The organism is Streptomyces nigrescens (assembly GCF_027626975.1).
GTDB classification, from domain to species: domain Bacteria; phylum Actinomycetota; class Actinomycetes; order Streptomycetales; family Streptomycetaceae; genus Streptomyces; species Streptomyces nigrescens.
Map to the genome: position 1 here is coordinate 7,885,419 of NZ_CP114203.1, position 25,143 is coordinate 7,910,561.

Consider the following 25,143-nt stretch of genomic DNA (forward strand, 5'->3'; position numbering starts at 1 on the left):
CGCCCCGCAACGCCCGGCGACAGCGGCAGGCGAACGGACCCGTCGCGCCCCGCACCACCCGGACGCGCGAGCGTACGAGGGCCCGGAGCGGGTACCCCCGCCCGCATGAACGACACAGGAACCGGCGCCCGCGCGGACACACGTACGGAGACGGTGCGCGCCGGCCGCCGTACGGTCGAGATCCACCGGCCGGAGAAGGTGCTGTTCCCCGACGACGGGCTGACCAAGGCCGATGTCGTCGGCTACTACCGCCGGGTGGCCGCCTCGATGGTCCCGCAGCTCCGGGGCCGGCCACTGATGCTGGAACGGCTTCCGGAGGGCCTCGGCGGCCCGCAGTTCATGCAGAAGGACACCCCGGCGCACTACCCCGACTGGATCCGGCGGGCGGAGGTCACCAAGGAGGGCGGCACCGTCACCCACGCCGTCTGCGACGACAAGGCGACCCTCCTGTTCCTCGCCGACCAGGCCTGTCTCACCTTCCACCGCTGGCTGTCCCGCGCCGCCCGCCCCGATCACCCCGACCGGCTGGTGTTCGATCTCGACCCGCCCGGCCCGGACTTCGAGGCCGTACGGGAGGCCGCCCGGCAGCTCTGCGGGCTGCTCGACGAGCTCGGCCTGCCGGCCGTCCTGATGACCACGGGGTCGAAGGGCCTGCATGTCATCGTGCCGCTGGACGGGAAGAGCGACTTCGACACGGTCCGCGGTTTCGCCCAGGAGGCCGCGGCAGTACTGGCGGAACGTCACCCGGACCGGCTCACCACCGCCGTACGCAAGAAGTCCCGCGGCAACCGGCTCTACCTCGATGTGCAGCGCAACGCCTATGCCCAGACGGCCGTCGCCCCCTGGTCGCTGCGGGCGAAACCGGGCGCCCCGGTCGCCGTGCCGATCAGCCGCACACAGCTCGACGACCCCCAACTCACCGCACAGAGCTGGACGTTGAAGGATGTCGCGGCAGTGCTGGAGCAGACGGGTACCCGGCCGTGGTCCGGGGTGCCGGCCCGCGGGCGGTCCTTGCGTACGGCGCGCCGGCGGCTCGACGCGCTGCGGTGAGCGTCGTGGAGGTGTGCGGCGCGAAGGTGTGCGGTGTGGAGGTGTGCAGTGCGCGGTGCTGTGGTGTGCGGTGTGGGCCGGCCGGGAGGCACCTCCGGCGTCCCCGTCACCTCACTCCGCGTCCTCCTGCTGCCTCGTCCCGGGCTCTTCGCGCCCGGCAGCCACGGTCTCGTCCAGCTGCCGCCGCTCCCGCCGGGCCCGCTCCCGGTCGTTCGGTGAGGCGTCCGTGACGTCCAGGAACACCTGGTCGGCGATCGGCCACTGCGCACGGATCGCCGACTTCAGCCGCACCAGGACCTCCTCGACCTCCTCGCTGTCCAGCCCGCCGACGAGATCGGTCCGGGCCGCGACCAGCGTGGAGCGGGTGCCCAGACGCATGGTCAGCAGGGTGGTCACCGTGTCGATCTCCGGCTGCTCCTCCAGGAACCTCCGCAGGGCCCGGCGCAGCGCGGGGTCGGCGGCCTCGCCGATGATCTGGCCGCGGGACTCCTTGGCGAGCTGATAGGCGACGAACACCAGCAGCGCCCCGATGATCATGGACGCCCAGGCCTCCCACCGCACCTCGCCGGTGATCATGTGAAGTCCCATCCCGGCCATGGCCACCAGCACACCGAAGCAGGCGGTGGAGTCCTCGGCCAGCACCGTCCGCAACGCGGGGTCGTCGGCCGCGCGGACCGCCTCCCGCATGCTGCGGCCGGACCCTCGTGCCTGGCCACGGACCTGTACCAGGGCGCGGATCAGCGAGGAGCACTCGGCGACCAGCGCGACGGCCAGCACGGCGAGGCCGACGAGATAGCCCGTACGGGTCTCCGAGTGGTCCGAGCGCAGGGCCTCGATGCCCTGGAAGAAGGAGAAACAGCCGCCCATGACGAAAATTCCGACGGCGGCGAGCAGGGACCAGAAGTACCGCTCCTTGCCGTAGCCGAAGGGGTGCCGGCTGTCGGGCGCGCGGTTGCTGCGCTTGAGCGAGGCGAGCAGGAACAGCTCGTTGAGGCTGTCGGCGACCGAGTGCGCCGCCTCGGACAGCAGCGCGGGCGACCCCGCGAACAGCCCGCCGGCCAGCTTGGCCAGGGCGATCACCAGATTGGCGCCGAGGGCCACGAACACGGTGACCGCGGTCCTGGCGTCCTCCGTGTCCTTCCCGGGGTGCCGATCCGGTGTGCCGGTGGAGTGAGGTGCAGCATCAGCGTGCCGGGACAAGCCTGGCCTCCCCGTGGTCGGTCGGACCGCCGTCGCGAGCGTAGCCGCCCGGGTCCGGCCGCGCATACGGTGCGGCGTCGTTACGCCCCCTGGAGCAGTGGCGGTTTCCCGCCGTGCGGACCGGGGACGGTGACCGCGGACCCCACACCGGACGACGGAGGACAGGGCGTGGCCGGCACTTCCCCCAACGAGGCGAGCCGCCGGGACAGGGGTGCGCCATGAGCCCCCGCGGCGGGCAGCGGGCCCTGGCGCGCGCCCTGCTGGAGCGGCACGGCGAGACCTTCGCCGCCCAGAGCGGGATCCGGGTGGCGGACACCCCGCAGCCGCTGTACCAGGTGCTGGTGCTGGCCGGGCTGCTCAGCGCGCGGATCCGCGCCTCCGTGGCGGTGGCGGCGGCCCGCGCGCTGTTCGACGCCGGACTGCGCACTCCCCGTCGGATGGCGGACGCGACCTGGCAGCAGCGCGTCGACGCCCTGGGCGAGGGCGGATACCGGCGCTACGACGAGCGCACGGCCACTCAGCTCGGTGACGGCGCCACGCTGCTGCTGGACTCGTACGGCGGCGATCTGCGGCGGATGCGGGACGCGGCCGGCGGTGACCTCGGCGCGCTGCGCAGAGCACTGCGGGAGGTGCCGGGCCTGGGCCCCGCGGGCTGCGACATCTTTCTGCGGGAGGTCCAGGGCGTCTGGCCCGAACTCGCCCCGTATCTCGACGGCAAGGCCGTCCAGGGAGCGGAACGGCTGGGCCTGCCGGGCGACAGCGGGAAGCTGGCGCGGCTGGTCGGACCGGACGAGACCACGGCCTTCGCCTCGGGGCTGGTGCGCGCGGCGCTGGACCGGTCCGTCGTCGAGGACGTACGGGAGGCCGCGGGAGCCTGAACCGGCCGTGGGTGCGGCCAGACACCCGGCGCGGGACTGTTCGGCATCCGGCCGTGGGACGGTCTGGCGACCGGCCGTGGGACGGTCCGGCACGGGCGCGGCCCGGCACCGGCGCGGGACGGTCCAGCACCCAGCCGCGGGCACGGCCCGACACCGACCGCGGCACGGCCCGGCACCCGGCCGCGCCCGTCACACGACCAGCACCCCCAGCAGGGTGACGCCCGCCAGGAACCACGCGACATAGTCGCCCATATGGCCGGAGTGCAGTCGGCGCAGCGGCGTGGTCCAGCGGGCCGGTTCGGCGCCCAGGGGACGCCGCACGGCGAGCAGGGCGCCCCCCACGGCCAGCGCGGTGGCCACCAGGCCCCACAGCACACCGGCCGTGGTCCAGTGCGGCGGGGGAGTGGCCGCGGGCTCCGTGGCGCGGCCGTGCAGGACGGCCGCGAGATAGCCGGCGTGGTCGGTGAAGGCGTCGGCGGCCCGGCCGATGCCGGTGCGCAGGCCCGGGACCAGCCCGACCGCCAGGGCCCCGGCGAGCAGCGCGGTGGGCACGGCGAGCATGCTGACCGGGGCCCGCGAGAGCCGCCCGCCTTTGGTCTCCGGCTCCTCCGCCTTCCCGGTCGTCTCGGCGTCGGCGGCGTCGGCCGGCCGGGACGCGGCGGCCCCGCTCCCCGGGACCGGCCCCAGGCCCAGGAACACCCGCGCCCCGGCCCGCAGCACCGCGCCCCCGGTGACCGCCGAGACCACCACGAACAGTGCCGTCGCCCAGCCGCCCACCGCCTCCTCGGTCACGGCCTTGCCCAGCGCGGTGCCGAAAGGCGGCAGCCCGGCGAGCGCCAGCCCGCCGGTCCCGAACAGCACGCCCACCCACGGGAGTTGGCGCCCCTTGCCGTGCAGCTCGGGCTCATCGACGCTGCCGAACCGGTCCAGCAGAATCCCCACGCAGGCGAAGAGCGCGGCCTTCACCCCGGCATGCGCCAGCACGTACAGGGCGACACCGCCGAGCCCCTCCGGGGTGAGCACCGCGAGGCCGATGAGGAACAGGCCGGTGTGCGCGACGGTGGAGTAGGCGAGCAGCCGCTTGAGATGGCGCTGCAGCCCGCACATCACCGCACCGAGCACCGCGGTCAGCACCCCCAGGGCCAGCAGCGCCCGGTGCGCGTCGGGTGCCGGGATGCCGCCGGGGCCCGCGAAGACCGTCCAGTAGACACGGGCGATGCCGTACACGCCCAGCTCGACCATGACCCCGGACATCAGCATGCACACCGGGGTGGGGGCCACCGCATGCGCATCGGCGAGCCAGAAGTGGAACGGCACCGCCGCGGCCTTGACGAGCAGTCCGGCGGCGACGAGGACGAAGGCGGTGACCACCAGCGCGTCCGGGCCGCCGGGGTGTGCGTCGAGGGCGCTGCCGATCTGGGCGAGGCCGAGTTCGCCGGTCCGGGCGTAGAGCAGGCCGATGCCCAGCAAGGTGGTGTAGGCGCCCAGGGAGTTGACGACGCCGAACACCAGCGCCCCCTGGACGGCGCGGGCCTCCTCGACGCGGTAGCCGGTCAGCGCATAGGCGACGACGCCCATCAGCTCGAAGAAGACAAAGGCGTTGAACAGATCCCCGGCCAGCGCGAAGCCGCACATGCCCGCCTGGAAGAGCAGCACCAGCGCGGGGAAGGAGCCCGCGTGGCGCCGCGGGGGTTCGTCGAAGTACCGCCAGGCGTAGGCGAGCGCGGCCACCACCAGCAGGGAGACCAGTGTGGCCAGGCCGAGGCCGATACGGTCGCCGACCAGCACGATGCCCACCCCCGCCCCGCCGTGCGGCCGCCAGCCGCCCAGCCATTCGAGGGGCCGGGCGGTGGACGACGGGGTACCGGCCGAGGCGTACAGCGCGAGCGCCGCCGTGCCCGCGGCGAAGAGACACCCCAGCACCTCCGCGGCGGACCGCGGCAGCCGCCGGCCCGCGCCGACCAGCAGCGCCGCGCCGAACAGCGGAGCGGCCACGATCAGCGGCAGGGTCCGGTCGACGCTCACCCCCGCAGCTCCGAGAGCTCGTCCGGGTCCACCGTCCGGTGCCGTTTGGCGATCTGGATGACCAGGGAGAGCAGCAGTGCGGTGACGGTCGCCCCGATGACGATGTCCGTGAGGGTGAGGGCCTGGACGACGGGGTCGACCACGGGGCGGGAGCCCGGCGTGATGTCGGAGAAGACCGGGGCGGTGCCGTCGTCCCGGTAGCCGACGGCGAGCAGCAGGACATAGGTCGAGGACTGGCAGACGGAGAGACAGCCCACCGCGTGGATGAGGTTCCGGCTGGTGGCCATGCCGTAACAGCCGATCAGAAACAGCCACCCTGCGATCAGATACGGCAGCACACTCAAGTCCCGGCCTCCGCTTCGTCGTTCCCGTTCCCGTTCCCGTCCCCGTCCCCGCTCCCGTCCCCGTCCCCGCTCTCGATCTCCACGGCCTGGTCCAGGAAACGGGCCAGCAGGACGACCACCCCGCAGGCCACCTCCACGCCGATCGCGGCGTTGAGCAGCGGAACGGTGCCGCCGGAGGAGAGCGTGTTGAAGGTGCCGTAGGGAAGGAAGTTGGTCAAAAACGCCGCCCCCGTCACCAGTGCGGCCACACCCACCAGCAGATAGGCGGCCTCACCCGCGGCATCCGCCACCTCGTACAGGCCGACCGGTCTGATCCGCTCCAGCGCCCGGTAGTCCACGGCGATATAGAGCAGATGCAGCGAGGTGGCGACCACGACGCCGCCCTGGAAGCCGCCGCCGGGGCTCAGCTGGCCGTGCGCGATGACATACAGGCCGATGAGCAGGGTGACGGGCAGCGCGATCAGCGCATAGCGGCGGACCGGGGGTGCGACTGTGGCCGGCTCCGGCGGCTGCCGGTCCTCGTCCCGGGTCTGCCGCAGCAGGACGACGGTGCCCACCACCGAGCCGAACAGGATGGACTCCTCGCCGAGGGTGTCGAAGGCACGCTGGTCGAAGTTGACGGACGAGACGGTGTTGGCGGTGTGCCGGGCGAGCGCCGCATGGACCGCCCGGTCGCCGTACGGGTGCCAGAGCCCGCCGAACGCGGGCAGGTCGGAACAGGCCAGCACGAACAGGACGGCCACCCCCAGACCGCCGACGGCCAGCACCCACAGCCGCAGCCTGCTGCTCATTCGTGCTCCTCCCGGCGCTCGCTGCGCGCCTTGCGCCGCACCTTGCGTACGGACAGCAGCACCATCAGCGGGGTCAGCGCGGAGCCCACCGCCAGCTGGGAGAGCGCGACATCGGGGGCCTGCAGCACCAGGAAGACCAGGGCGAGCGCCAGGCCGAGCAGGGACAGCAGAAAGGACTGCCGCACCGGATCGCGCACCAGGACGGTGGCGGTTCCGGCGCCGGCCACCAGGAGCAGGGCGAGCAGCAGCGGCAGATCGTCAGCCATCGGCCATTCCCTCCGCGGGGCCGGTCCGGCCGTGTCCCGAGGTGACGGCGGCGGTCACCGCGCGGGCCGCCACCCGGCTCCCCAGCACCAACAGCGCGCCGATGACCAGCAGTTTCACCGTGGCCCTGCCGGGGCTCGCGGCCACACACAGCGGCAGCACCACCACGGGCACGGCCGTATAGCTCAGCGCCGTCACCGCGAGCAGCGAGCGCGGCCGCGGGGGATGTGCCGCCAACTGGTCGGCGAGCAGCCGCACATACAGCAGTGTGCCGGCCGGTCCCAGCACCGCGAGCACCAGCGCCGGATCGGTGTACGCCGGGCGGCCGTAGCCCTGGGCCAGCAGCAGCATGACCAGGCTGAGCAGGGTGGTCACCAGATTCTGTGCGGGCACCCGTCGCCGGACCGGACCGGTGGCGGCGCCCCAGGCGGCCGGGGCGACACCGCACACCAGCAGCGCCGCGGCCGCGGCGGTCCAGCCGCTCACCGGCGCTCGGCCGCACGCCGCGCGCCGCGGGCCGCACCGGCGGCGAGCAGCGCGGCACCGGCCCCGACCGCCCACTCCAGCGTGTCGACCGGACCGATCAGCACGATCCACAGTCCGGTCAACACCGCCCAACAGCCGATGAGTTCGGCGCCCGTCGTCAGCCGTCGCGCCATCCGCGCACCTCCTGAGGCCCCGGGTACCCGGGCCTCAGGCTCACATGCGGGGACCGGGCCGCCCCGTCACCGCGCCGCGCGTTACTCCGTCGGAGGCGGGCCGCAGCCGGGTCCCGTCAGCCCGCCCAGGTCCAGTCGGCGACCTCCGGCAGATCGGTGCCGTGCTCCCGGATCCAGGCGTGGTGGCGGGTGCGGACGTCGGCCATCTCCTGCCGCAGCGCGACGGCCCGCACCCCGAGGCCGGGCACCCGGTCCACCACGTCCATCACCAGCCGGTACCGGTCGAGATCGTTGCGGACGACCATGTCGAAGGGCGTGGTCGTGGTGCCCTCCTCCTTGTAGCCGCGGACATGCAGATTCTCGTGTCCGGCGCGGCGGTAGCAGAGCCGGTGGATCAGCCACGGGTAGCCGTGGTAGGCGAAGATGACCGGCTTGTCGCGGGTGAACAGCGCGTCGTACTCGGGGTCCGGCATACCGTGCGGATGCTCCCCCGACGGCAGCAGCCGGGCCATGTCGACGACATTGACCACCCGCACCGCCAGCTCCGGCAGATGCCGGCGCAGCAGAGCGGCGGCGGCCAGCGTCTCCTGGGTGGGGACGTCCCCCGCGCAGGCCAGCACCACATCGGGGTCCCGGCTGCCGTCCTCGGTGCCCGCCCACTCCCAGGCACCGGCGCCGCGTGCGCAGTGGGTGCGGGCCTCGTCGAGGGTGAGCCAGTCGAAGCCCGGCTGTTTGCCGGCCACGATCACATTGACGTAGTCGCGGCTGCGCAGCGCATGATCGGCCACCGAGAGCAGGGTGTTGGCGTCCGGCGGCAGATAGACCCGGACCACCTCCGGGCTCTTGTTGAGGATGTGGTCGACGAAGCCGGGGTCCTGGTGCGAGAACCCGTTGTGGTCCTGCCGCCAGACGTGGGAGGTGAGCAGATAGTTCAGCGAGGCGATGGGGCGCCGCCAGGGCAGCCGGCGCGCGGTCCGCAGCCATTTGATGTGCTGGTTGACCATCGAGTCGACGATGTGCGCGAACGCCTCGTAGCTGGAGAAGAGCCCGTGCCGGCCGGTGAGGAGATAGCCCTCCAGCCACCCCTGGCACAGATGCTCGGAGAGCACCTCCATGACGCGGCCGTCGCGGGCGAGATGCTCGTCGGTGCCGAGCGTCTGAGCCTGCCAGGCCTTGCCGGTGGCCTCGTAGAGCGCCTGCAGACGGTTGGACGCGGTCTCGTCGGGGCCCACGACACGGAAGTCACGGCGCTCCGCGGTGGCGTCCATGACCGCTTCCAGCAGCCCGCCCAGCACCCGGGTCGGCTCGTGCAGCACGCTGCCGCGCTTGTCGACCTCCACCGCGTACCGCTCCAGCGGCGGAAGCGGCAGGTCCCGCACCAGCAGCCCGCCGTTGGCGTGCGGCGAGGCACCGAGCCGGCGCGACCCCTCGGGCACGCACGCCAGCACGTCGGGGCGCGGCCGGCCCTCGTCGTCGAACAGCTCGTCCGGCCGGTACGAGCGCAGCCAGTCCTCCAGCTGCCGCAGATGCGCGGCGTTGTCCCGTACGCCGGACAGCGGGACCTGGTGGGAGCGCCAGGTGCCCTCGACGGGCTGCCCGTCGACCTCGTGCGGACCGGTCCAGCCCTTGGGGGTGCGCAGCACGATCATGGGCCAGAGGGGGCGCTCGGTGACGCCCTCGTCGCGGGCCCTTCGCTGGATCGCGGTGATCCGGTCCAGCGCGCGGTCCATGGCGGCGGCCAGCGCCTGATGGACCGTCGCCGGATCGTCGCCGGTGACGTGGATCGGGTCATGACCGTAGCCGCGCAGCAGGGCGTCCAGCTCGTCCCGCGGGATCCGGGCGAGCACCGTCGGGTTGGCGATCTTGTAGCCGTTGAGATGCAGCACGGGCAGCACCGCGCCGTCGTGCACCGGGTCCAGGAACTTCGTGGCGTGCCAGGACGCGGCGAGCGGCCCGGTCTCCGCCTCGCCGTCGCCGACCACACAGGCGACCAGCAGCTCCGGATTGTCGAAGGCCGCGCCATAGGCATGGGTGAGGGAGTAGCCCAGCTCGCCGCCCTCATGGATCGAGCCCGGTGTCTCCGGCGCGACATGGCTGGGCACCCCGCCGGGGAACGAGAACTGCCGGAACAGCCGGGCCATGCCCGCGCCGTCCCGGCCGACATCGGGATAGGTCTCGGAGTAGGTGCCGTCCAGCCAGGAGTTGGCCACCACGGCGGGGCCGCCGTGTCCCGGACCCCATACGCACAGCGCGTCCAGCTCACGAGCCTTGATGACGCGGTTGAGGTGGGTGTGGACCAGGTTCAGGCCGGGCGAGGTGCCCCAGTGGCCCAGCAGCCGCGGCTTGATGTGCTCGGGGCGCAGCGGCGTCTCCAGCAGCGGATTGGCCATCAGATAGATCTGCCCGACGGACAGATAGTTGGCGGCCCGCCAGTGGGCGTCGAGCCGGCGCAGCTCGGCGGTGTCGAGGGGCCCCGCCGTCGCCGGGGCCCCTGTCGTTCCGGCCGGGGATTCCGCGTCGTGCATGCTCAGCTCCTCCTCGAGGGGGCGTGCATCGGGCGTGTCACCGCGGGCGCAGTGCGGGCGGCGGCCCGGCCGGGGCCGGTACCGGGCGTGCGCGCGGGGTGGCCGTACCCGGTGTCAGTCGGGCGGCTCGGGCGCCGGGTGGTCGCCGGGCTCCGCGCCGGGCGGCTCCTCCGGGGCGGGTGCCGGCTCGTCCGGTTCCGGTGCGGCGGGGACCGGCTCGCCGGGGCCCGGGTCGTGCGGCACCGGTTCGGGTTCGCTCGGCACCGGCCCCGGCCCCTTGGGCTCCGGTTCGGTGGTCATGGCGTCAGCGGTCATCAGGGTCATAGCGCTCTCCTTCCTCTCCATCGTCCGTCCAATGCCCGCGGTCGGCCCGTTCAAGAAGTGAACCCGAGGGCGCGCGAACGGCATGGTCGGAAGGGAGCGTTGCGGAGCGGGCGGGCCCCTCAGTGACACGCCTCGTACGTCTCGGTACGTCTCAGTACACGTCGCGGACGTAGCGTTTCTCGGCGGCGAGCTGTTTGACGTAAACGGCGGCCGTCTCCTCCGAGTGGCCGCCGTGCGCGACGGCGATGTCCCGCAGCGCACGGTCTACGTCCTTGGCCATCCGGGACGCGTCACCGCACACATAGAAGTGGGCGCCGTCCTGGAGCCAGGACCACAGCTGGGCGCCGTGTTCGCGCATCCGGTCCTGGACGTAGACCTTGGCCCGCTGATCGCGGGAGAACGCGGTGTCCAGCCGGGTGAGGAGCCCGTCGTGGCACAGCCGGCCGAGCGCGTCCTCGTAGTAGAAGTCCGTGGCGCGGCGCTGCTCGCCGAAGAAGAGCCAATTGGGGGCGCGGTGGCCGCGGGCGCGCCGCTCGTCCAGGAAGCCGAGGAAGGGCGCGACTCCGGTGCCGGGGCCCACCATCACCATCGGGGTGGCCGGATCGGCCGGCGGACGGAAGTGGGCGGTGCGCTGGACGAAGACCGGTACCGGGCTGCCGGGCTCGGCATCGGCCAGAAAGGTGGAGGCGACGCCCTTGCGCGGATGGCCCTGGCGGTTCTCGTAGCGGACCACGGAGACCGTCAGCCGGAGGAGCCCGGGGTCGGTCAGCGGGCTCGACGATATGGAGTACAGCCGGGGCTGCAGGCGGGGGAGCAGACCGGCCCACTCCGCCGCACCGGCCCGGACCGGGTATTCGGCGAGGACGTCGACGGCCTGCCGGCTCCAGGTCCACTGGGCCAGCTCACCTTTGTTGTCGGGGCGCAGCAGCTTCTTGAGGACCCGGTCACCGGTGCGTTCGGCGACGAGCCGGAGGAGCGCGGGGGTGATCCTGGCGATGTCCAGATGGCGGTGCAGGGCCTCGCCCAGCGGCACGGTGCCCGGGCCCGAGAGGTCGACGGTGGCGGCGGGATCGAGGCCGGTGACGGCCAGCCACTCCGCGACCAGGTCCGGGCAGTTCCGCGGCAGCACGCCGAGCGCGTCGCCCACCTCGTACTCCAGTGGGGTGCCCGCGCCGTCCCGGGTGTCGAAGGTGAACTGCCGCACCTCCTTGGTGGCCCCGGTCCGGCTCAGCAGATCGTTGCCGACGAGGTGGGCGGTGGCGGGCGCGGCCTTCGAGGGCCGGGCCGCGCCGCCGGCCGGCCGGTCCGGCGCCGCGTGAGCCGGGACCGTCCCCGGGGCGACGGCCGAGGTGCCCGCCTCCCCGCCGGCGTCCGGTTCCGTACCGCCGTCCGGCCCGGCGCCGGCCCCCAGGGCGGTGAGGACCTGGTCGAGCCACTGCTCCGCCGGCGTCTCGTAGTCCGGTTCGCAGTCCGTACGGGGCACCAGCCGCTCCGCGCCCAGCTCGGCGAGGCGTGCGTCGAGCCGGCGGCCGTGGCCGCAGAAGTCGTCGTACGAGGAATCGCCCAGCGCGAGGACGGAGTAGCGCATCCCGTCCAGCCGCGGGGTGTCCGGCGCGTTGAGGGTGTCCCAGAAGCCCGTCCCGTTGTCGGGGGCGTCACCGTCGCCGAAGGTGCTGGTGACGATGAGCAGATCGGCGCCGCGGGGCAGGGCGGCCGGTGCGCTGTCGTCCATGCTCTGCAGCGTCGCCGCCCGGCCGCTGCCGGTCAGCCGCCGGGCCGTGTCGGCCGCGACCTCCTCCGCGTTGCCGGTCTGGGAGGCCCACAGGACGATGACCGTACGGGCGGGCGGGGCATCGGCGGCTTCGGCGGAGACCTCCGCCGGGTCCGTCGACGTCGCCGTCCGGGGGGCCGGAGCGCGCGAGAACATCCCGGCCAGGACGCCGTTGACCCACAGCGCGCTCTCCGGGCCGAACGGCGCGTGGGAGGGCAGCACGGGAGTGCCGACGGCGGGCCCGGAGTCCAGCCCGGCGAGAAAGCCGGAGAGATAGCGCCGTTCGTGCTCGGCCAGCACCGGCGGGGTGGGGTCACCGAGCCGGAACACCTCGGCGAGCACGGCCGTCGCCCCGCGCGGGGCGCCGCCCTGGAACGCACCGGCCGCGCCGCCGGTCCGCCCGGCGCCGCCCCCGCCCTCCGGCTGCCCCGGGGCGGCCGCGACCCTGGCCAGCGACACCGCGCAGACCTTGAACTCGGGCTGGAAGGAGACCGGGTCGACCGCGTCATGGGTCACCGCGTTGACGCTGAGGTACTCGCCGAACAGGTCGTTCCAGTGGAACGGCGCAAAGCAGTCGCCGGGCCGTACCCGGTCGGTCACCACGGCGGGCAGCACCGCCCGGCCGCGCCGCGAGGCGACCTCCACCATGTCGCCCTCGGCGAGGCCCAGCGACTCCGCGTCCTGCGGGTGCAGCTCCACGAACGGGCCGGGGTTGAGCTTGTTCAGCTTGGCGACCTTGCCGGTCTTGGTCAGGGTGTGCCACTGGTGGGGCAGCCGCCCGGTGTTCAGCACGTACGGGAAGTCGTCGTCGGGCATCTCGGCGGCCGGGAGGTGCGGACGGGCGAAGAACACCGCCCGGCCGGACGCGGTGGGGAAGGACAGCCGGGGGCGGGTGCCGTCCGGCCGCTCGTCCAGGGTCTGGCTCACACCGTCGTTGAGGTAGCGCACCGGATTGCGGTCGGGCCCGTCGACGGCCGCGCTGGGCCACTGCACGGGAGTCTCCCGCAGCCGCTCATAGGTCACCCCACGCAGGTCATAGCCGGTCTGCGGGTTCCAGGCGCGCTTGATCTCCTCGAATATCTCCTCCGCGCTGTGGTACGTGAAGGCGTCCTCATAGCCCATTTCGCAGGCGATCCGCGCGATGATCCGCCAGTCCGGCCAGGCCTCGCCCGGCGCATCCGCGGCCTGTCGCACCAGCGTCAGATTGCGCTCCGAGTTGACCATCACGCCCTCGGACTCGGCCCACATGGCCGCGGGCAGCACGACATCGGCGTACGCATTGGTCTCGGTCTCCGCGAAGACGTCCTGCGCGACCACGAACTGTGCCGCCTCCAGCCCCTCGATGACCGTCCGGCGGTTGGCGACCGAGGCGACGGGGTTGGTGCAGATGATCCAGCACGCCTTGATGTCGCCGTCCGCCATCCGCTGGAACATCTCGACGGTCCCCTGGCCGGGCCCGTCCGTCCGCAGCGTCCCCGGTTCCAGCCCCCACAGCTCCTCGACGAAGGCACGGTCCTCGGCCACCAGCGTGGACCGCTGCCCCGGCAGCCCCGGACCCATGTAGCCCATCTCGCGGCCGCCCATCGCATTGGGCTGGCCGGTGAGCGAGAACGGGCCGCTGCCGGGGCGGCAGATCGCACCGGTCGCCAGATGCAGGTTGACCAGGGCATTGGTGTTCCAGGTGCCATGGGTGCTCTGGTTCAGGCCCATGGTCCAGCAGCTCATCCAGTCGTCCGCCGCACCGATCCACTCGGCGGCCCGGCGGAGGTCCGCCTCCGGAATCCCGGTGAGCTCCGCGACCCTCGCGGGCGGATAGTCCTGGAGGAAGGCCGGCATGGCCTCCCAGCCCTCGGTGTGCTCGGCGATGAACTCCGTGTCGACCCGGCCGTTCTCGACCAGCAGATGCAGCAGCCCGTTCAGCAGCGCCAGATCCGTCCCGGGCGCGATCTGCAGGAACAGATCGGCCTTGGCCGCGGTGGCGGTACGGCGGGGATCGACCACGATCAGCTTGGCGCCCGCCTTCACCCGTTCCATCATCCGCAGGAAGAGGATCGGGTGGCAGTCGGCCATGTTGGAGCCGATGACGAAGAAGACCTCGGCATGCTCGAAGTCCTGGTACGAGCCGGGCGGACCGTCCGCGCCCAGCGACAGCTTGTAGCCGCTGCCCGCGCTCGCCATGCACAGCCGCGAGTTGGACTCGATGTGCCGGGTGCGCACGAATCCCTTGGCGAGCTTGTTCGCCAGGTACTGGGCCTCCAGCGTCATCTGCCCCGACACATACAGGGCGAGGGCGTCCGGGCCGTGCTCGTCGACGATCTCGCGCAGCCGCCCGGCGGTCTGCTTGACCGCGGCCTCCATCTCCTCGGCCACCGGCTCGTCGCCGCGGTCCGCGCGCACCAGGGCGGCCGACAGCCGCCCCGGCGCGGCGAGCAGCTCGGCGCTGGTCGCGCCCTTGGTGCACAGCCGTCCGCCGTTCGCCGGGTGGGCCTTGTCACCGGCCGCCCTGCGGACCGTCCGCCGCCCCTGCGGGTCCGTCGCGACGTCCAGCACGATCCCGCAGCCGACCCCGCAGTACGAGCACGCCGTCCGCACCTGCGTGATGCTCTCTGCCAGCGGTTCCGGTGCGGTCACGGACGGTCCCCTTCGTGGTCGGATGCTCGCTCCGACCCTACGAACGGCCCGTTAACCGGGTGTCACATCAAGCGATCACCAGTCGTTACGGCGGCCACACAGTCGCCCGCGGCGCGCCGTGAGAACCGGGCGGCGGCCGCCGCTTCAGGGGAGCAGTCCGGCCAGCGGTACGTCCGGATCGGCCAGCTGTCCGGGGTCGACGGGCTGCCCGCTCGCCACCAGCGCCCGGATCTCCTCGGTGACGTCCCAGACGTTCACATTCATCCCGGCCAGCACCCGTCCCCCGGAGAGCCAGAAGGCGAGGAACTCACGCGCCTCGGTGTCCCCGCGGAAGACGACCTGGTCATAGCCCTCCGGTCCGGTGTATCCGGTGTACTCCATGCCCAGGTCGTACTGGTCGGTGAAGAAGTACGGCAGCCGGTCGTAGCGGACGTCCTGGCCCAGCATGGCCCGGGCGGCGGTCTGCGGCTGGTGGAGGGCGTTGGCCCAGTGCTCGACGCGCAGGTGCCGGCCCAGGACGGGGTGGTAGGCGTTGGCGACATCGCCGGCCGCGAAGACGTCCGGGTGGGAGGAGCACAGCCGCTCGTCCACGACGACACCGTTGTCGACCTTGAGCCCCGCCGCGGCGGCCGGCTCGGTGTTGGGGGTGATCCCGACGCCGACGATGACCGCGTCGGCCCCGATGAGGCTGCCGTCGGCCAGCCGGACGCCGTCCACCGCACCGCCCGTGCCGGTGATCTCGGCGACCTGGGTGCCGCAGCGCAGCTCGACCCCGTGATCGGTGTGCAGCTTGGCGAAGATCCGGGCGACCTCGGGTCCCAGGACCCCCAGCAGGGGCAGCGCCGCGGCCTCCAGCACGGTCACCTCGACACCGGCGGTGCGCGCGGCGGCAGTGGTCTCCAGACCGATCCAGCCGGCGCCGATCACCACGACCCGGGACGCGGACCGGAAGACCTCCTTGAGGCGGTCGCTGTCCGCCAGCCGCCGCAGGTAGTGGACCCCGCCGAGATCCGCGCCGGGCACCGGCAGCGGGCGCGGGGTGGAGCCGGTGGCCAGCAGCAGCTTGGCGTAGCCGAGCCGGCTGCCGTCCGCGAGGGTCACCTCGTGAGCGGCCGGGTCGAGGGCGGTGACGGCCTGGCCCAAGCGCAGCTCGACGTCGTGGTCGGCGTACCACCGGGGCGGGTGGACATAGACCTTCTCCTTCTCGGAGGTGCCCAGCAGATAGCCCTTGGACAGCGGAGGCCGCTCATACGGCCGCTCGTGCTCGTCGCCCAGCAGCACGAGCGGGCCGTCGAAGCCTTCCGCGCGCAGCGTCTCCGCGGCCTTGGCGCCGGCCAGCCCCGCCCCCGCGATCAAGAATGCCGTGTTCCGGTCCATGTCCCGCTCAGCTCCTTCGGACGATCGGTTACCCGGTCATCCGTTCCCGCCCGGGGCCCCGGCAGGTACCGCCGATGGTGTGGCCCTCACTCCCGCCCGGCGGTGCGCGCCAGATGTCCGCGCAGCGCCCGCGCCGTCAGATCCCGGTCCTCGCCCACGACGAACGCCGTGACACCGTCGGCGCGCCACTCCGCGCGCCGGTCCGGTGTGGTGGACATGGCGCAGAACGGGACGGTGTGGCGGGCACAGGCCTCGCGCAGGGTGCGGACCGCTTCCTGGACGCGGGGGTGGCGGACCTGCCAGGGCACCCCGTACGACTGCGAGAGATCTCCGGGTCCGGGCAGGACGAGGTCGACACCGCCGGGGGAGAGGATCGCCTCGATCGCCTCGACGCCCTCGGCGTCCTCCAGGAGCGCGATGACCATGATCTCCGCGTTGGCCCGGCGGAGGTACTCGGCCGGGTCGATCAGGCCGAAGCCGGGGCCGCGGCCGCCGTTGAGGGAGCGCATCCCCTCGGGGGCGTAGCGGGCGGCCCGGATCGTGGCGTCGATGTCCGCGCGCCCGCGGACGTGCGGGACGACGATGCCCATCGCCCCGGCGTCCAGGGCGCGCAGCACGGCGCCGGGGTCGGCCTCGGGGACCCGGACGAAGGGCGTGAGCCCGGCCGTCTCGGCGGCCCTGATCAGGTTCTCCAGCCGCTGCGGGTCGACGAGGGTGTGCTCGGTGTCCAGGATGACGAAGTCATACCCGGCACAGCCGATCATCTCCACCATCGTGGGCTCGGGAAGCGTGCTGAACAGCCCGTAGACCTCCTCGCCCGCACCGAGCTTGTGCCGGACCTCATTGGGCCGCAGCGTCTCAGGCCTCCTCCGCCGCGCCGGGCTCCGCGGCGCCGAGGAAGTGGAAGCCGGGGCGCGGGTGCATCAGGAAGTCGTGGTGCGAGATGTTCCAGGCGTACGCCCCGGCGACACCGAACACCACCCGGTCACCGGCCCGCAGCCCCGGTGCCGGGACCGCCCGGGCGAGGACGTCCTTCGGGGTGCACAGCTGCCCGGTGACGGTGACCAGCTCGCCCTGCGCCGCCGGCCACGGCCAGGGGTGCGGCCAGGGCGTGTCGGACGGCAGCACCGTGCAGGGCTGGTCGTGGCCCTTGGTCGCGGGGGTCCGCAGATGGTGGGTGCCCCCACGCACCACGGCGAACTCCTCGCCGTGGCTGTGCTTCACATCCAGCACCTCGGTGGCGTACCAGCCGCAGTACGCGGTCAGCGCGCGCCCCGGCTCGATCCGCAGGGTGAGCTCGGGGTGCGCCGCGGCGAGCCGGGCCAGGCCCGCCCCGTACGCGGTCCAGTCGAAACGGCGCTCCGGCGCGGCGTAGTCGACGGCCATACCGCCGCCGACGACGACCTCGGAGAGGGGGAACCGGTGCTCCGCGGCCAGCGCGGCGGCCCAGGTCACGATGGACTCCGCCACGGCCAGCTGCTCCGGTGCCTCCAGGCCGCTGGCCAAGTGGGCGTGGATTCCGCGGAGTTCGAGGTGCGGGTAGGTGCCGTCGGTGAGCAGCGCGACGAGTTCTCCGGCCTGGCCCGGGTCCAGCCCGAAGGGCGTCGGGCGGCCGCCCATGGCGAGCGAACTGCCGTCCAGGGAACCGTCGTCGACCGGCAGATTGAAGCGTGCCAGCACCGCGATACGGCGTTCCGGGGCGAGCCGGGAGGCCAGACTCGCGAGCATGTGGAGCTCGTACAGGCTCTCCACGTGGAAGCGCTCCACACCGCACTCCAGCGCCTGGGCGACCTCCGCGGGGGTCTTGCCCGGTCCGCCGAAGGCGAGCGGGGCGCCGGGCACGGCCTTGCCGACGTGCGCCAGCTCACCGCCGGAGGAGACCTCGTAGCCGTCGACGTACGGGCGCAGCGCGTCCAGGATCTCCGGCTCCGGGTTGGCCTTGGCCGCGTAGTACAGCTCCACGCGCTCGGGCAGCGCGGCCCGGACCTCGGCCGCATGCGTGCGCAGCGCCGTCAGGTCGTAGACGTAGGCGGGCAGTTCCTCGGGCGGCAGGCTCCGGATGCGGTCGCGGACCGCGGGGGTGGGGGTGGTCATCGTGCGCTCCAGGGGGTGGTGTCGTCGACGCGCACGGCGCCGGACAGAACGGCTTCGGCCAGCGGCGAGGGCAGCAGGACATAGCCGGCCTCACGGTCGGCCTTGCGCTCCCAGCGGGTGAGCAGATTGGCCTTGGCGGGCAGCGGGACACCGGCCAGCAGGGCGGCCAGCCGCGGCGGGCAGCCGTACCGGTCCGCGTGGGTCCGCAGGGTGCGGCGGACCTGCGCCCACAGCTCGACCTCGGTGTCCGGGTGCAGATCGGCGAGCGCGGCGAGCATCTCGGCGACATGGTTGACCAGCAGGCAGTACACGACCCGGTCCCAGCCGCGCTGGGCGTCATAGGTCATCGGCCGCGCGATCTGCTCGGGCAGCGACGCCAGCAGCTCGGCGTGGTGCTCGGGCACCAGCTTGGTGCCCTCCAGGTCGCGGAAGAGGACCTGCGCGGGCATCCCGTCGCCGTCGACACAGACCAGCACGTTCTGCAGATGCGGTTCCAGCACCAGGCCGTGGTCGAAGTAGGCGGCGAGCACCGGCGGGAGCAGCAGATTGAGGTAGGCGGCCCACCACTCCAGGGCGGCCTGCGGCCCCGCGCCGTCCAGGAGACGGGAGATATGGGCCGGACCGGTCGGGTACTCGTCGGCGACCGCGGCCGCCAGCAGCGGGGTGGTGCCCGGCAGCAGCCGCTGGGACAGGCCCTCGCGGACGATCACGCCGAACCCTTCGAGCAGCTCGGTGTCCGGGCGGCCGTCGGCGCCGGGCAGCGCCAGACTGCGGTAGGCGGGCTCACGGAGCACCGCGCTGCCGGGGAACCGGGCGGCCAGATCGGCGAGCGCCGGTGCCAGCAGCCGGGTCAGCGCCACCGCCCCGGACAGCTCGTAACTGGCGTTCTTCCGCAGGCAGTTGGTGATCCGGACGTTCAGGCTGAACTTGAGGAACGCGTCGCCGTCGTAGAGCGTGCGCACCGACGCGGTGGCGGCGAACGGTGCCCCGCCGGTGCCCAGGACGCGGATGTCGTCGCGGTCCAGCGCCTCCTGCAGACCGGCGTGGTCACACAGCAGCTCGTACTGCCAGGGGTGGACGGGCAGCAGCCGGTAGCCGTCCGGGACCTCGGAGTGCAGCGCGTCCAGCGGGGCGGCGGCACCCTCGTCGGCCGCTTCCTCGGCGATCAGTTCCTCGCGCACGGCGAGCAGCAGCAGCGGGAAGGCGGCCCCGGTCTCGGGTGCGTACGACTGCCAGGCGGTGGGGTCGCCGGTGCGCGCCTTGGGGGTCGGGTGGAAGCGGTGGCCGAGGACCAGCGACTGCTCGGAGGTGACATAGGTGGTCTGCCAGTCCTCCTCGCCGTACTCCCCGGCGGCCGGGAGCTGCCCCGTACGGGCCGCCAGCGCCGCGGAGACGGCCTGGTGGCTGGAGGCGATCTGCGCCAGGAACTCCTCGTTGTCCACCCCGGTCCGCAACGACAGCTCGGCGTGCACGTACTCGGCCAGCCGGCGCCAGCCGACCTCGGCCCAGCCGTCGGCGGTCTGTTCGGACACCGGGCCGGTGAACCGGTGCGCGCCGAGCAGCGAGGCACGGCGCAGCGCGACCCGCAGCAGCACCCCGCGGCGCGGCAGCCGCAGCAGCAGGCGGCCGTGGTCCACGGCGGTCTGGTGCTCGGGGCCGGACACCTCGCGCAGCAGGCAGTTGAGCAGGGTGTGCGCCACGGCCTGGTCGGCGGTGGGCAGACCGGCGGGGGCGGCGTGCGCCGCGGCGGTGCCGGGGGAATTGGTCAGCGGAGGCATCGCGGGCTCCTGCGGGTGCGGGGGAGGCGGGACAGCAGAACAGGGGCGGCGGTCGCGAGGACGGTCACCAGGGCGATCGCGGTGCCGGTCAGGACGGGCGCGGCCGGGCCGAACCAGTCGTTGCCGACCGCGGCGGCCACACCGGCGGCGACCGCGCCGGCCTTGGAGAAGAATTCGATCGAGCCGAACAGCCCGCCGGGGGCCCGGCCCTTGGCACAGTCCGCGGCCAGTACGGACAGACAGACCAGACCGAGGGTGAGCCCGGCACCGAGTACCAGACGGACCGCGATGAAGCCGGTGAGCGAGTCCACCAGGCCGTGTCCGGCCAGTCCGAGCGCGATACAGCCGAAGCCGATACCGATACCGAGCCGGGGGCGGGTGCGGAAGACGGCGTGCACCGCCATCGCCGCGACCAGATAGCACATGTGGGGCAGGGCGAACAGTACGCCGGACACCATCGGTCCGGTGCCCGGAATCCGTTCCTTGATGAGGGAGATCAGGTACGGGAAGGAGATGACGGTGGAGAAGACGAAGGCGAACTCCAGCGCATAGAGGGCGCGCAGGGACGCGACCGGGGCACGCCCGGCCGGCTCCGCCGCCGTCCCCGCCGCCGTCTCCGGCGACTGCACGGCATCGGTCTCCGCCACGGCCTCGGCCTGCTTCGCCGCGGCGGCCGGGGCTCTCGGCGGCTCCGGCAGCGCCGCGAGCATCACGGCCGCGGTCAGCGGCAGCACGGCCAGCAGTGCGTACTGACGGTGCGGTGACAGCCACGGCGTCAGCGAGCCGACCACGATCGGGGCGAAGACCAGTGCCGCACGGGCGCTGCCCTGCATCAGGGTCAGTGCCCGGGACAGCGCATTGCCCTCGAGCGCCGCTCCCAGATAGCCGTTAGACGCGGCGAAGGTGCCGCCGAGGATGCCCTGGAGGACCAGCGCCGCGACGAACGTGGCCAGCGAGTCGGCCCAGCCGGCCAGCAGGAATGCCGCCGCCAGCCCCAACTGCGCCCGCAGCAACAGCCGTTTGCGTCCGAAGCGGTCAGCGAGCCGCCCCCACAGCGGTGCGCCGAGGGCCCCGAAGATGGTGGGGACGATGTAGAGCAGACCGGCCCAGCGGGCGGCGCCGTCACCGAGCTCGGGCAGGATCTCGGTGAGATACGGCGGCAGGCCGAGGGCGGCGAACGACGCCACGAAGTAGCAGCCGGCCACGGCGTGCACCTGGCGGCGGGTGAGGCCCGGACGGTCCTTGGTTTCGACGGCGGTCGGCTCGACCTGGCGAGAAGTGGTGGTCCTCATCGGGAAGTCCCGTTCGGCAGCAGATAGTTGGGGCCGGTGGTGTAGTGCTTGTTGATGTCGGCCGCGCCCGAACGCTCCTTGGAGAGCAGCGTCCCGGCGCTCACCATCGCCTTGACGGGGAGCTGCGGGGCGTCCAGGACGTATGCGCGCAGCGCGGCGCCCGGCTCGCCCGGGGCGGTGCCCAGCCGTTCGACGGCCTCGGCGAGCCGGTCGCGGACCAGACCCAGCAGCCGCGTGAGCGGCGCCCGCCCGTGCCGGGCGAGTCCGAAGGCGTACGAACCGGCGCACAGGTGGACGGTGATGGTGGCGAACAGGTCCAGCACCGGCCGGTCGCTCTCGGCGAAGATCCGCGGGTCGGCGAAGACCGCGGGGTCCGGGGCGTCGGCTCCCAGCGTGTCCCGCAGCCGGGCGGTGTTGATCCGCGGCCCGTCGTTGTCCTTGAACAGCAGCCGCAGCCGTGCGCCGTCCGCCGTACGGTCCCACACCAGCGAGATGTTCTGCTGGTGGGACTCCAGCGCGATGCCGTAGCCGAAGAGCGTGGTCTGCCAGTCGAAGAGCAGGGTGAGGCAGGCGTCCAGCAGGGCGAGCGGATCGCCGCCGTAGAAGCGGTCCGCGAGGTGGTCGATCACCAGTCGCCCGCCGGGCGCCCGGCTCAGCAGTGCGGCCATCGGCACCACGGCACTGCCGTCCAGCCCTGCGGGGTAGCGGCGGCACAGCACGGACAGCAGCTCGTGGCCGGCGTGCGCGTAGACGGTCTCGTCGGCCTGCAGGACCGACTCCCGGAAGCGCGGCTCGCGGGCGAGCACGGTCTCCAGCAGCCGCTGGCCCTCGGCGCCGTCAATGAGCGTTCCGGGCTTGATGGTGCGCCGGTTCCGCAGGCCCAGCGTGGCGGTGGCCAGGGGCAGCTTCAGATGGAGCCGTGGCTCGGCGTCCAGTGCCACGGTGCGCATCGACAGGGTGGGGACGACGTCGACCACGGCACGCTCGGACAGCACCGCGTCGCCCGCCAGGCCCGTGTCGCGCAGCGCACCGTCCAGCGGGTCGCCGAGCGTCAACGGGTGGACCGGGAGGGCGAGATGGCTGCCGTCGAGGTGGGGGAGGCCCAGCTCGGCAGGCGTCGGCCAACAGGCGGGCAGCGTCGCCTCGCCGCCCGGCAGGGTGACCGCGTCGCGCGGCAGGGCGAGCCAGCGCAGCGCGAAGTCCGGGCGGAACTCCGGTGCATAGGCGCGCAGTTGGCCCTCGGTCAGACCGGACCGGCCGCGGGCGGTCGGGTAAACGGGGTGGTCGAGCCGGGCGGCGAGCGTGTCGTACGCCAGACCGCCCTTCAGCCCCAGCCAGCCGGCGGGGTCCGCGCCATGACGAACAGTCAGCTCGTCCTCGGCCTCGTCCCGGGTCCGGGTGTGCAGCCGCATCGTCGCCAGGGTCTGGCGGCACTCCTCGGCGAAGGCGGCGAAGCCCTCGTGGTCGGCCGGGTCGGCCAGCGCCTGGAGCGCCGCGAGGACCTCCTCGACCGCGGTCAGCCGGGCGCCGTCGGACTCGCGGACGAGGAGCGGCAGCCGCGCCGTGTACACGCTCTGGTAGCCGTCCTCGCCGAGGGGCAGCAGCAGCGCCCCGGCGGCCTCGTCCGCGGGCAGCCGCAGCCAGGGGCCGTCCGGCCGCTCCAGCAGCGTGCCACGGGTGCGCAGGCCGACCACGTCCTCGCGGAGCAGCGCGCCCAGGACACGCAGCAGCAGTCCGGATTCCTCCGCGTCCTCCGCGGCCCCGGCCTGGCCGGTTGCGGTGTCGAGCGCGGCGGTCACGTCGATATCTCCCAGCGCTCGGCCGCGAAGAACGCATCCGACACCCGCTCCACGGCGCTCCGGTCGGTGCCGGTGGCCCGCAGTACGCCGAGGTAGTCGCGGTTGGTGCGGTAGTGCGGGTGCTCGGTGCCGACCTCGCGCAGCGGCCGGTAGGTGAGCCGGACGCCGTCCACCGTCCGGTCCGCGGCGGCGGGCGCCGCGGTGAGCGTCCCGGCCCGGTCGGCGCAGGCGTAGTCCACCCGGCCCGCCCCGTCGCGCCGCGCGCCGAGATCGGCGGGCAGCGGCTCGCCCAGGTGGGTCCGCAGAATGTGCTCGAACAGGGGGATGTCCAGGACCTGCGCGAGCATCAGGTCGCACTGGTCCCCGATGACGCGGTAGTTCACCTCGATGAGCCGCGCGCGGCCCTCGTGGACCACGAATTCCGTGTGGCAGGCGCCGAACCCTACGCCCAGCGCGTCCAGTTGGGCCAGCACCTGCTCCACCACGGGCTGGGGGTGGGCGGCGACGAAGTCGAGCCGCTCCTCGATGAAGGCCGGCGGGGCGGAGACCGTGGTGTGAAAACCGCCCAGGACATGCCGTACGCGGCCGTCGCCCAGGGTCTCCAGGGTGTAGAGCTCGCCGGCCAGGAACTCCTCGGCGACCAGCGCCGCCTGCGGGCGCCGCGCCTGGATCTCCTTGGCGAGCGCCACCAGCTCGTCCGGTCCCTCGGCGAGCACCACATCCTCGCTCGCCACGCCCTCGCGGGGCTTGAGGACACAGGGGTAGGGCAGGCCGGCGGCGGTGAACGCGGACGGGTCCTGGCCGGGCGCGAGCTCCGCGGACCGTACGGTGTCGACGCCCGCCACGGCGAGGTGACGGCGCATCTCGGCCTTGTTCTTGGCGCGCAGCGCGGCCCGCCAGTCCTTGCCGGGCAGCCCGAAGTAGTCGGCGACCAGCGCCGCCTGGGTCTGCAGATGGTCGCTGTTGGTGAAGACCGCGTCGGCCGGGTGGTGGGTGGCTATGCGGGTGATGACGGCGCGGAAGTCATGGACGTCGCACTCCAGGACCTCGATCTCGGGGTAGCCGCGCCGGTGCGCTTCGGGCTGGTCCGTCAGGACCGTGACATCGAGACCGAGGCGGGCGGCGGCGGGCAGGAAGCCATCGGTGACCGAGTCGGTGGGGTTGAGGGCGAGCAGGTACATCCGCATGAGCGGGGCCCCTTCGGGATCAAGGGTGGTGTGGGGGGGGGGGAGTCGTGGCCGGCCCCGGCGGATCGTGGCCGGGGCCGTGGGGGCGGGCCGGGGGACGATGGCCCACCCCCGGGCGGTTCAGCTCTTCGGCAGCGCCACGCCGGTGGCCTTCGCCACGTCGGCGAGCATGTGCTCGGCGGCCTGGATACCGATGCCGGACATCCAGGTCTCGTCGGACACGTTGTGGACCTTGTGGTCCTTGACGGCCCGCAGGTCCTTCCAGACCGGGTTGGACGTGACGTCCTTCTGCTGGGTCTTGTCCGGGTCGTCCGCGACGGTCACGAACACCATGTCGGCGTCGGCCTTGTCGATCTGCTCGGGGCTGACGTCGAGCATCGTCTTGACCGGGTCGGTGGAGCTCTGCGACTTCGGCCGCTCCAGGCCGATGTCGTTCAGGACCACGCCGCTGTAGGAGGACTTCTGGTAGAGGCGGGTCGGGCCGGCGACGAAGCGGACCACGGAGGCCGACGGCATCTTGCCGTCGTACTTCTTCTTGATGGCCTCACCCAGTGCCTTGGCCCGGGCCTCGTACGCCTTCAGCCTCTGGTCGGCCTCCTTCTCCAGGCCCAGGGCCTTGGCGTGGACCTTCAGATTGGCCTTCCAGGGGCCGCCGGTGGTCTCGGTGAAGACGGTCGGCGCGATGGCGTTGAGCTTGTCGTAGATCTTCTCGTGCCGGACCTTGGAGGACAGGATCAGATCGGGCTTCAGCATCGCGATCTTCTCGAGGTTCGGCTCGAGAAGCGGACCGACGTCCTTGACGCCGCCGATCTTGCCCTTGAGGTAGGCGGGGAAGCCGCCGTCGTTCTTCATGTGCGGGGAGACCGCGCCGACGGGCTTGATGCCGAGCATGGTGACGTCGTCCAGCTCACCGGTGTCCAGGACGACCACGCGCTTGGGCTTGGCCGGGATCTTCACCGAGCCGCCGAGGACGCTCTTGACGGTGCGCGGGAAACCGGCGCCGCCCTTCGCCGAGTCGTCGCCGTCCGAGGACGCGCCGCCGCCGCACGCGGTCAGGGTCCCGGCGCCCAGGGTGGCGGCGAGCAGGGCAACCGACAGCCGGCGGCCGCCGGGGAAAGCAGATCTCGTGAACATGAGGGTTCGACTTCCTTGAG

20 protein-coding genes are annotated in these 25,143 nt (G+C 73.1%); 2 read left to right on the forward strand and 18 right to left on the reverse strand.

Translation table 11 applies throughout. The features are described 5' to 3' along the window. The first annotated feature begins 105 nt into the window (after positions 1-105). Complete coding sequence (ligD, locus tag STRNI_RS35060) at positions 106-1,050, forward strand: non-homologous end-joining DNA ligase (RefSeq protein WP_159490593.1); 945 nt, start codon at positions 106-108, stop codon at positions 1,048-1,050. 111 nt (positions 1,051-1,161) lie between these two features. Here the strand turns inward: ligD and STRNI_RS35065 are convergent, their stop codons facing one another. After that, the gene (locus STRNI_RS35065; protein WP_277412646.1) at positions 1,162-2,250 is read right to left on the reverse strand and encodes a cation diffusion facilitator family transporter; all 1,089 of its coding nucleotides are present in this window, start codon (positions 2,248-2,250) and stop codon (positions 1,162-1,164) included. A 218-nt stretch (positions 2,251-2,468) separates the two neighbouring features. Here STRNI_RS35065 and STRNI_RS35070 point away from each other — a divergent pair, with 218 nt between their 5' ends. Further along, a complete protein-coding gene (locus STRNI_RS35070; protein WP_159490597.1) occupies positions 2,469-3,128 on the forward strand; it encodes an endonuclease in 660 nt (219 codons plus the stop codon). A 189-nt stretch (positions 3,129-3,317) separates the two neighbouring features. Here STRNI_RS35070 and STRNI_RS35075 read toward each other — a convergent pair whose 3' ends face one another. From STRNI_RS35075 to STRNI_RS35155, 17 genes are all read right to left on the reverse strand, one after another. Beyond that, complete coding sequence (locus STRNI_RS35075; protein ID WP_159490599.1) at positions 3,318-5,153, reverse strand: complex I subunit 5 family protein; 1,836 nt, start codon at positions 5,151-5,153, stop codon at positions 3,318-3,320. After that, positions 5,150-5,497, reverse strand: a complete 348-nt coding sequence (locus STRNI_RS35080; RefSeq protein WP_277412647.1) for a sodium:proton antiporter — start codon at positions 5,495-5,497, stop codon at positions 5,150-5,152. The genes STRNI_RS35075 and STRNI_RS35080 overlap by 4 nt, the downstream gene beginning before the upstream one ends. Next, positions 5,494-6,288, reverse strand: coding sequence for an MnhB domain-containing protein (locus tag STRNI_RS35085; RefSeq protein WP_277412648.1), 795 nt, complete (start codon positions 6,286-6,288; stop codon positions 5,494-5,496). The genes STRNI_RS35080 and STRNI_RS35085 overlap by 4 nt, the downstream gene beginning before the upstream one ends. Beyond that, entirely contained in the window at positions 6,285-6,554 is a 270-nt protein-coding gene (locus STRNI_RS35090; protein WP_018090717.1) for a DUF4040 domain-containing protein, read from the reverse strand. The genes STRNI_RS35085 and STRNI_RS35090 overlap by 4 nt, the downstream gene beginning before the upstream one ends. After that, on the reverse strand, positions 6,547-7,038 hold the full coding sequence (locus STRNI_RS35095; RefSeq protein ID WP_266441130.1) for a monovalent cation/H+ antiporter complex subunit F: 492 nt from the start codon (positions 7,036-7,038) through the stop codon (positions 6,547-6,549). The genes STRNI_RS35090 and STRNI_RS35095 overlap by 8 nt, the downstream gene beginning before the upstream one ends. Further along, positions 7,035-7,211 (reverse strand): hypothetical protein, encoded by a 177-nt coding sequence (locus tag STRNI_RS35100; RefSeq protein ID WP_277412649.1) that lies wholly within the window; start codon positions 7,209-7,211, stop codon positions 7,035-7,037. The genes STRNI_RS35095 and STRNI_RS35100 overlap by 4 nt, the downstream gene beginning before the upstream one ends. 116 nt (positions 7,212-7,327) lie before the next feature. Continuing rightward, a complete protein-coding gene (locus STRNI_RS35105; RefSeq protein WP_277412650.1) occupies positions 7,328-9,736 on the reverse strand; it encodes a phosphoketolase family protein in 2,409 nt (802 codons plus the stop codon). 114 nt (positions 9,737-9,850) lie between these two features. Then, on the reverse strand, positions 9,851-10,060 hold the full coding sequence (locus STRNI_RS35110) for a hypothetical protein (RefSeq protein WP_018090713.1): 210 nt from the start codon (positions 10,058-10,060) through the stop codon (positions 9,851-9,853). Positions 10,061-10,211: 151 nt separating this feature from the next. After that, positions 10,212-14,462 (reverse strand): bifunctional nitrate reductase/sulfite reductase flavoprotein subunit alpha, encoded by a 4,251-nt coding sequence (locus STRNI_RS35115; RefSeq protein WP_277412651.1) that lies wholly within the window; start codon positions 14,460-14,462, stop codon positions 10,212-10,214. Between the two features lie 144 nt (positions 14,463-14,606). Beyond that, positions 14,607-15,839: an NAD(P)/FAD-dependent oxidoreductase gene (locus STRNI_RS35120; RefSeq protein WP_277412652.1), complete on the reverse strand. Its 1,233-nt coding sequence runs from the start codon at positions 15,837-15,839 to the stop codon at positions 14,607-14,609. Positions 15,840-15,925: 86 nt separating this feature from the next. Beyond that, a complete protein-coding gene (locus STRNI_RS35125; RefSeq protein ID WP_338149817.1) occupies positions 15,926-16,693 on the reverse strand; it encodes an HpcH/HpaI aldolase family protein in 768 nt (255 codons plus the stop codon). A gap of 4 nt (positions 16,694-16,697) precedes the next feature. After that, positions 16,698-17,933: a type III PLP-dependent enzyme gene (locus STRNI_RS35130; protein ID WP_277412653.1), complete on the reverse strand. Its 1,236-nt coding sequence runs from the start codon at positions 17,931-17,933 to the stop codon at positions 16,698-16,700. Continuing rightward, positions 17,930-19,711, reverse strand: a complete 1,782-nt coding sequence (locus tag STRNI_RS35135) for an IucA/IucC family protein (protein ID WP_266441113.1) — start codon at positions 19,709-19,711, stop codon at positions 17,930-17,932. The genes STRNI_RS35130 and STRNI_RS35135 overlap by 4 nt, the downstream gene beginning before the upstream one ends. After that, complete coding sequence (locus STRNI_RS35140; protein WP_277412654.1) at positions 19,699-21,003, reverse strand: MFS transporter; 1,305 nt, start codon at positions 21,001-21,003, stop codon at positions 19,699-19,701. The genes STRNI_RS35135 and STRNI_RS35140 overlap by 13 nt, the downstream gene beginning before the upstream one ends. Next, positions 21,000-22,802, reverse strand: coding sequence for an IucA/IucC family protein (locus STRNI_RS35145; protein ID WP_266441111.1), 1,803 nt, complete (start codon positions 22,800-22,802; stop codon positions 21,000-21,002). The genes STRNI_RS35140 and STRNI_RS35145 overlap by 4 nt, the downstream gene beginning before the upstream one ends. Beyond that, positions 22,799-23,989: an ATP-grasp domain-containing protein gene (locus STRNI_RS35150; protein ID WP_277412655.1), complete on the reverse strand. Its 1,191-nt coding sequence runs from the start codon at positions 23,987-23,989 to the stop codon at positions 22,799-22,801. Before STRNI_RS35150 ends, STRNI_RS35145 begins: the two co-directional genes overlap by 4 nt. Positions 23,990-24,109: 120 nt before the next feature. Continuing rightward, complete coding sequence (locus STRNI_RS35155; RefSeq protein WP_274734091.1) at positions 24,110-25,123, reverse strand: ABC transporter substrate-binding protein; 1,014 nt, start codon at positions 25,121-25,123, stop codon at positions 24,110-24,112. Positions 25,124-25,143 lie beyond the last annotated feature (20 nt).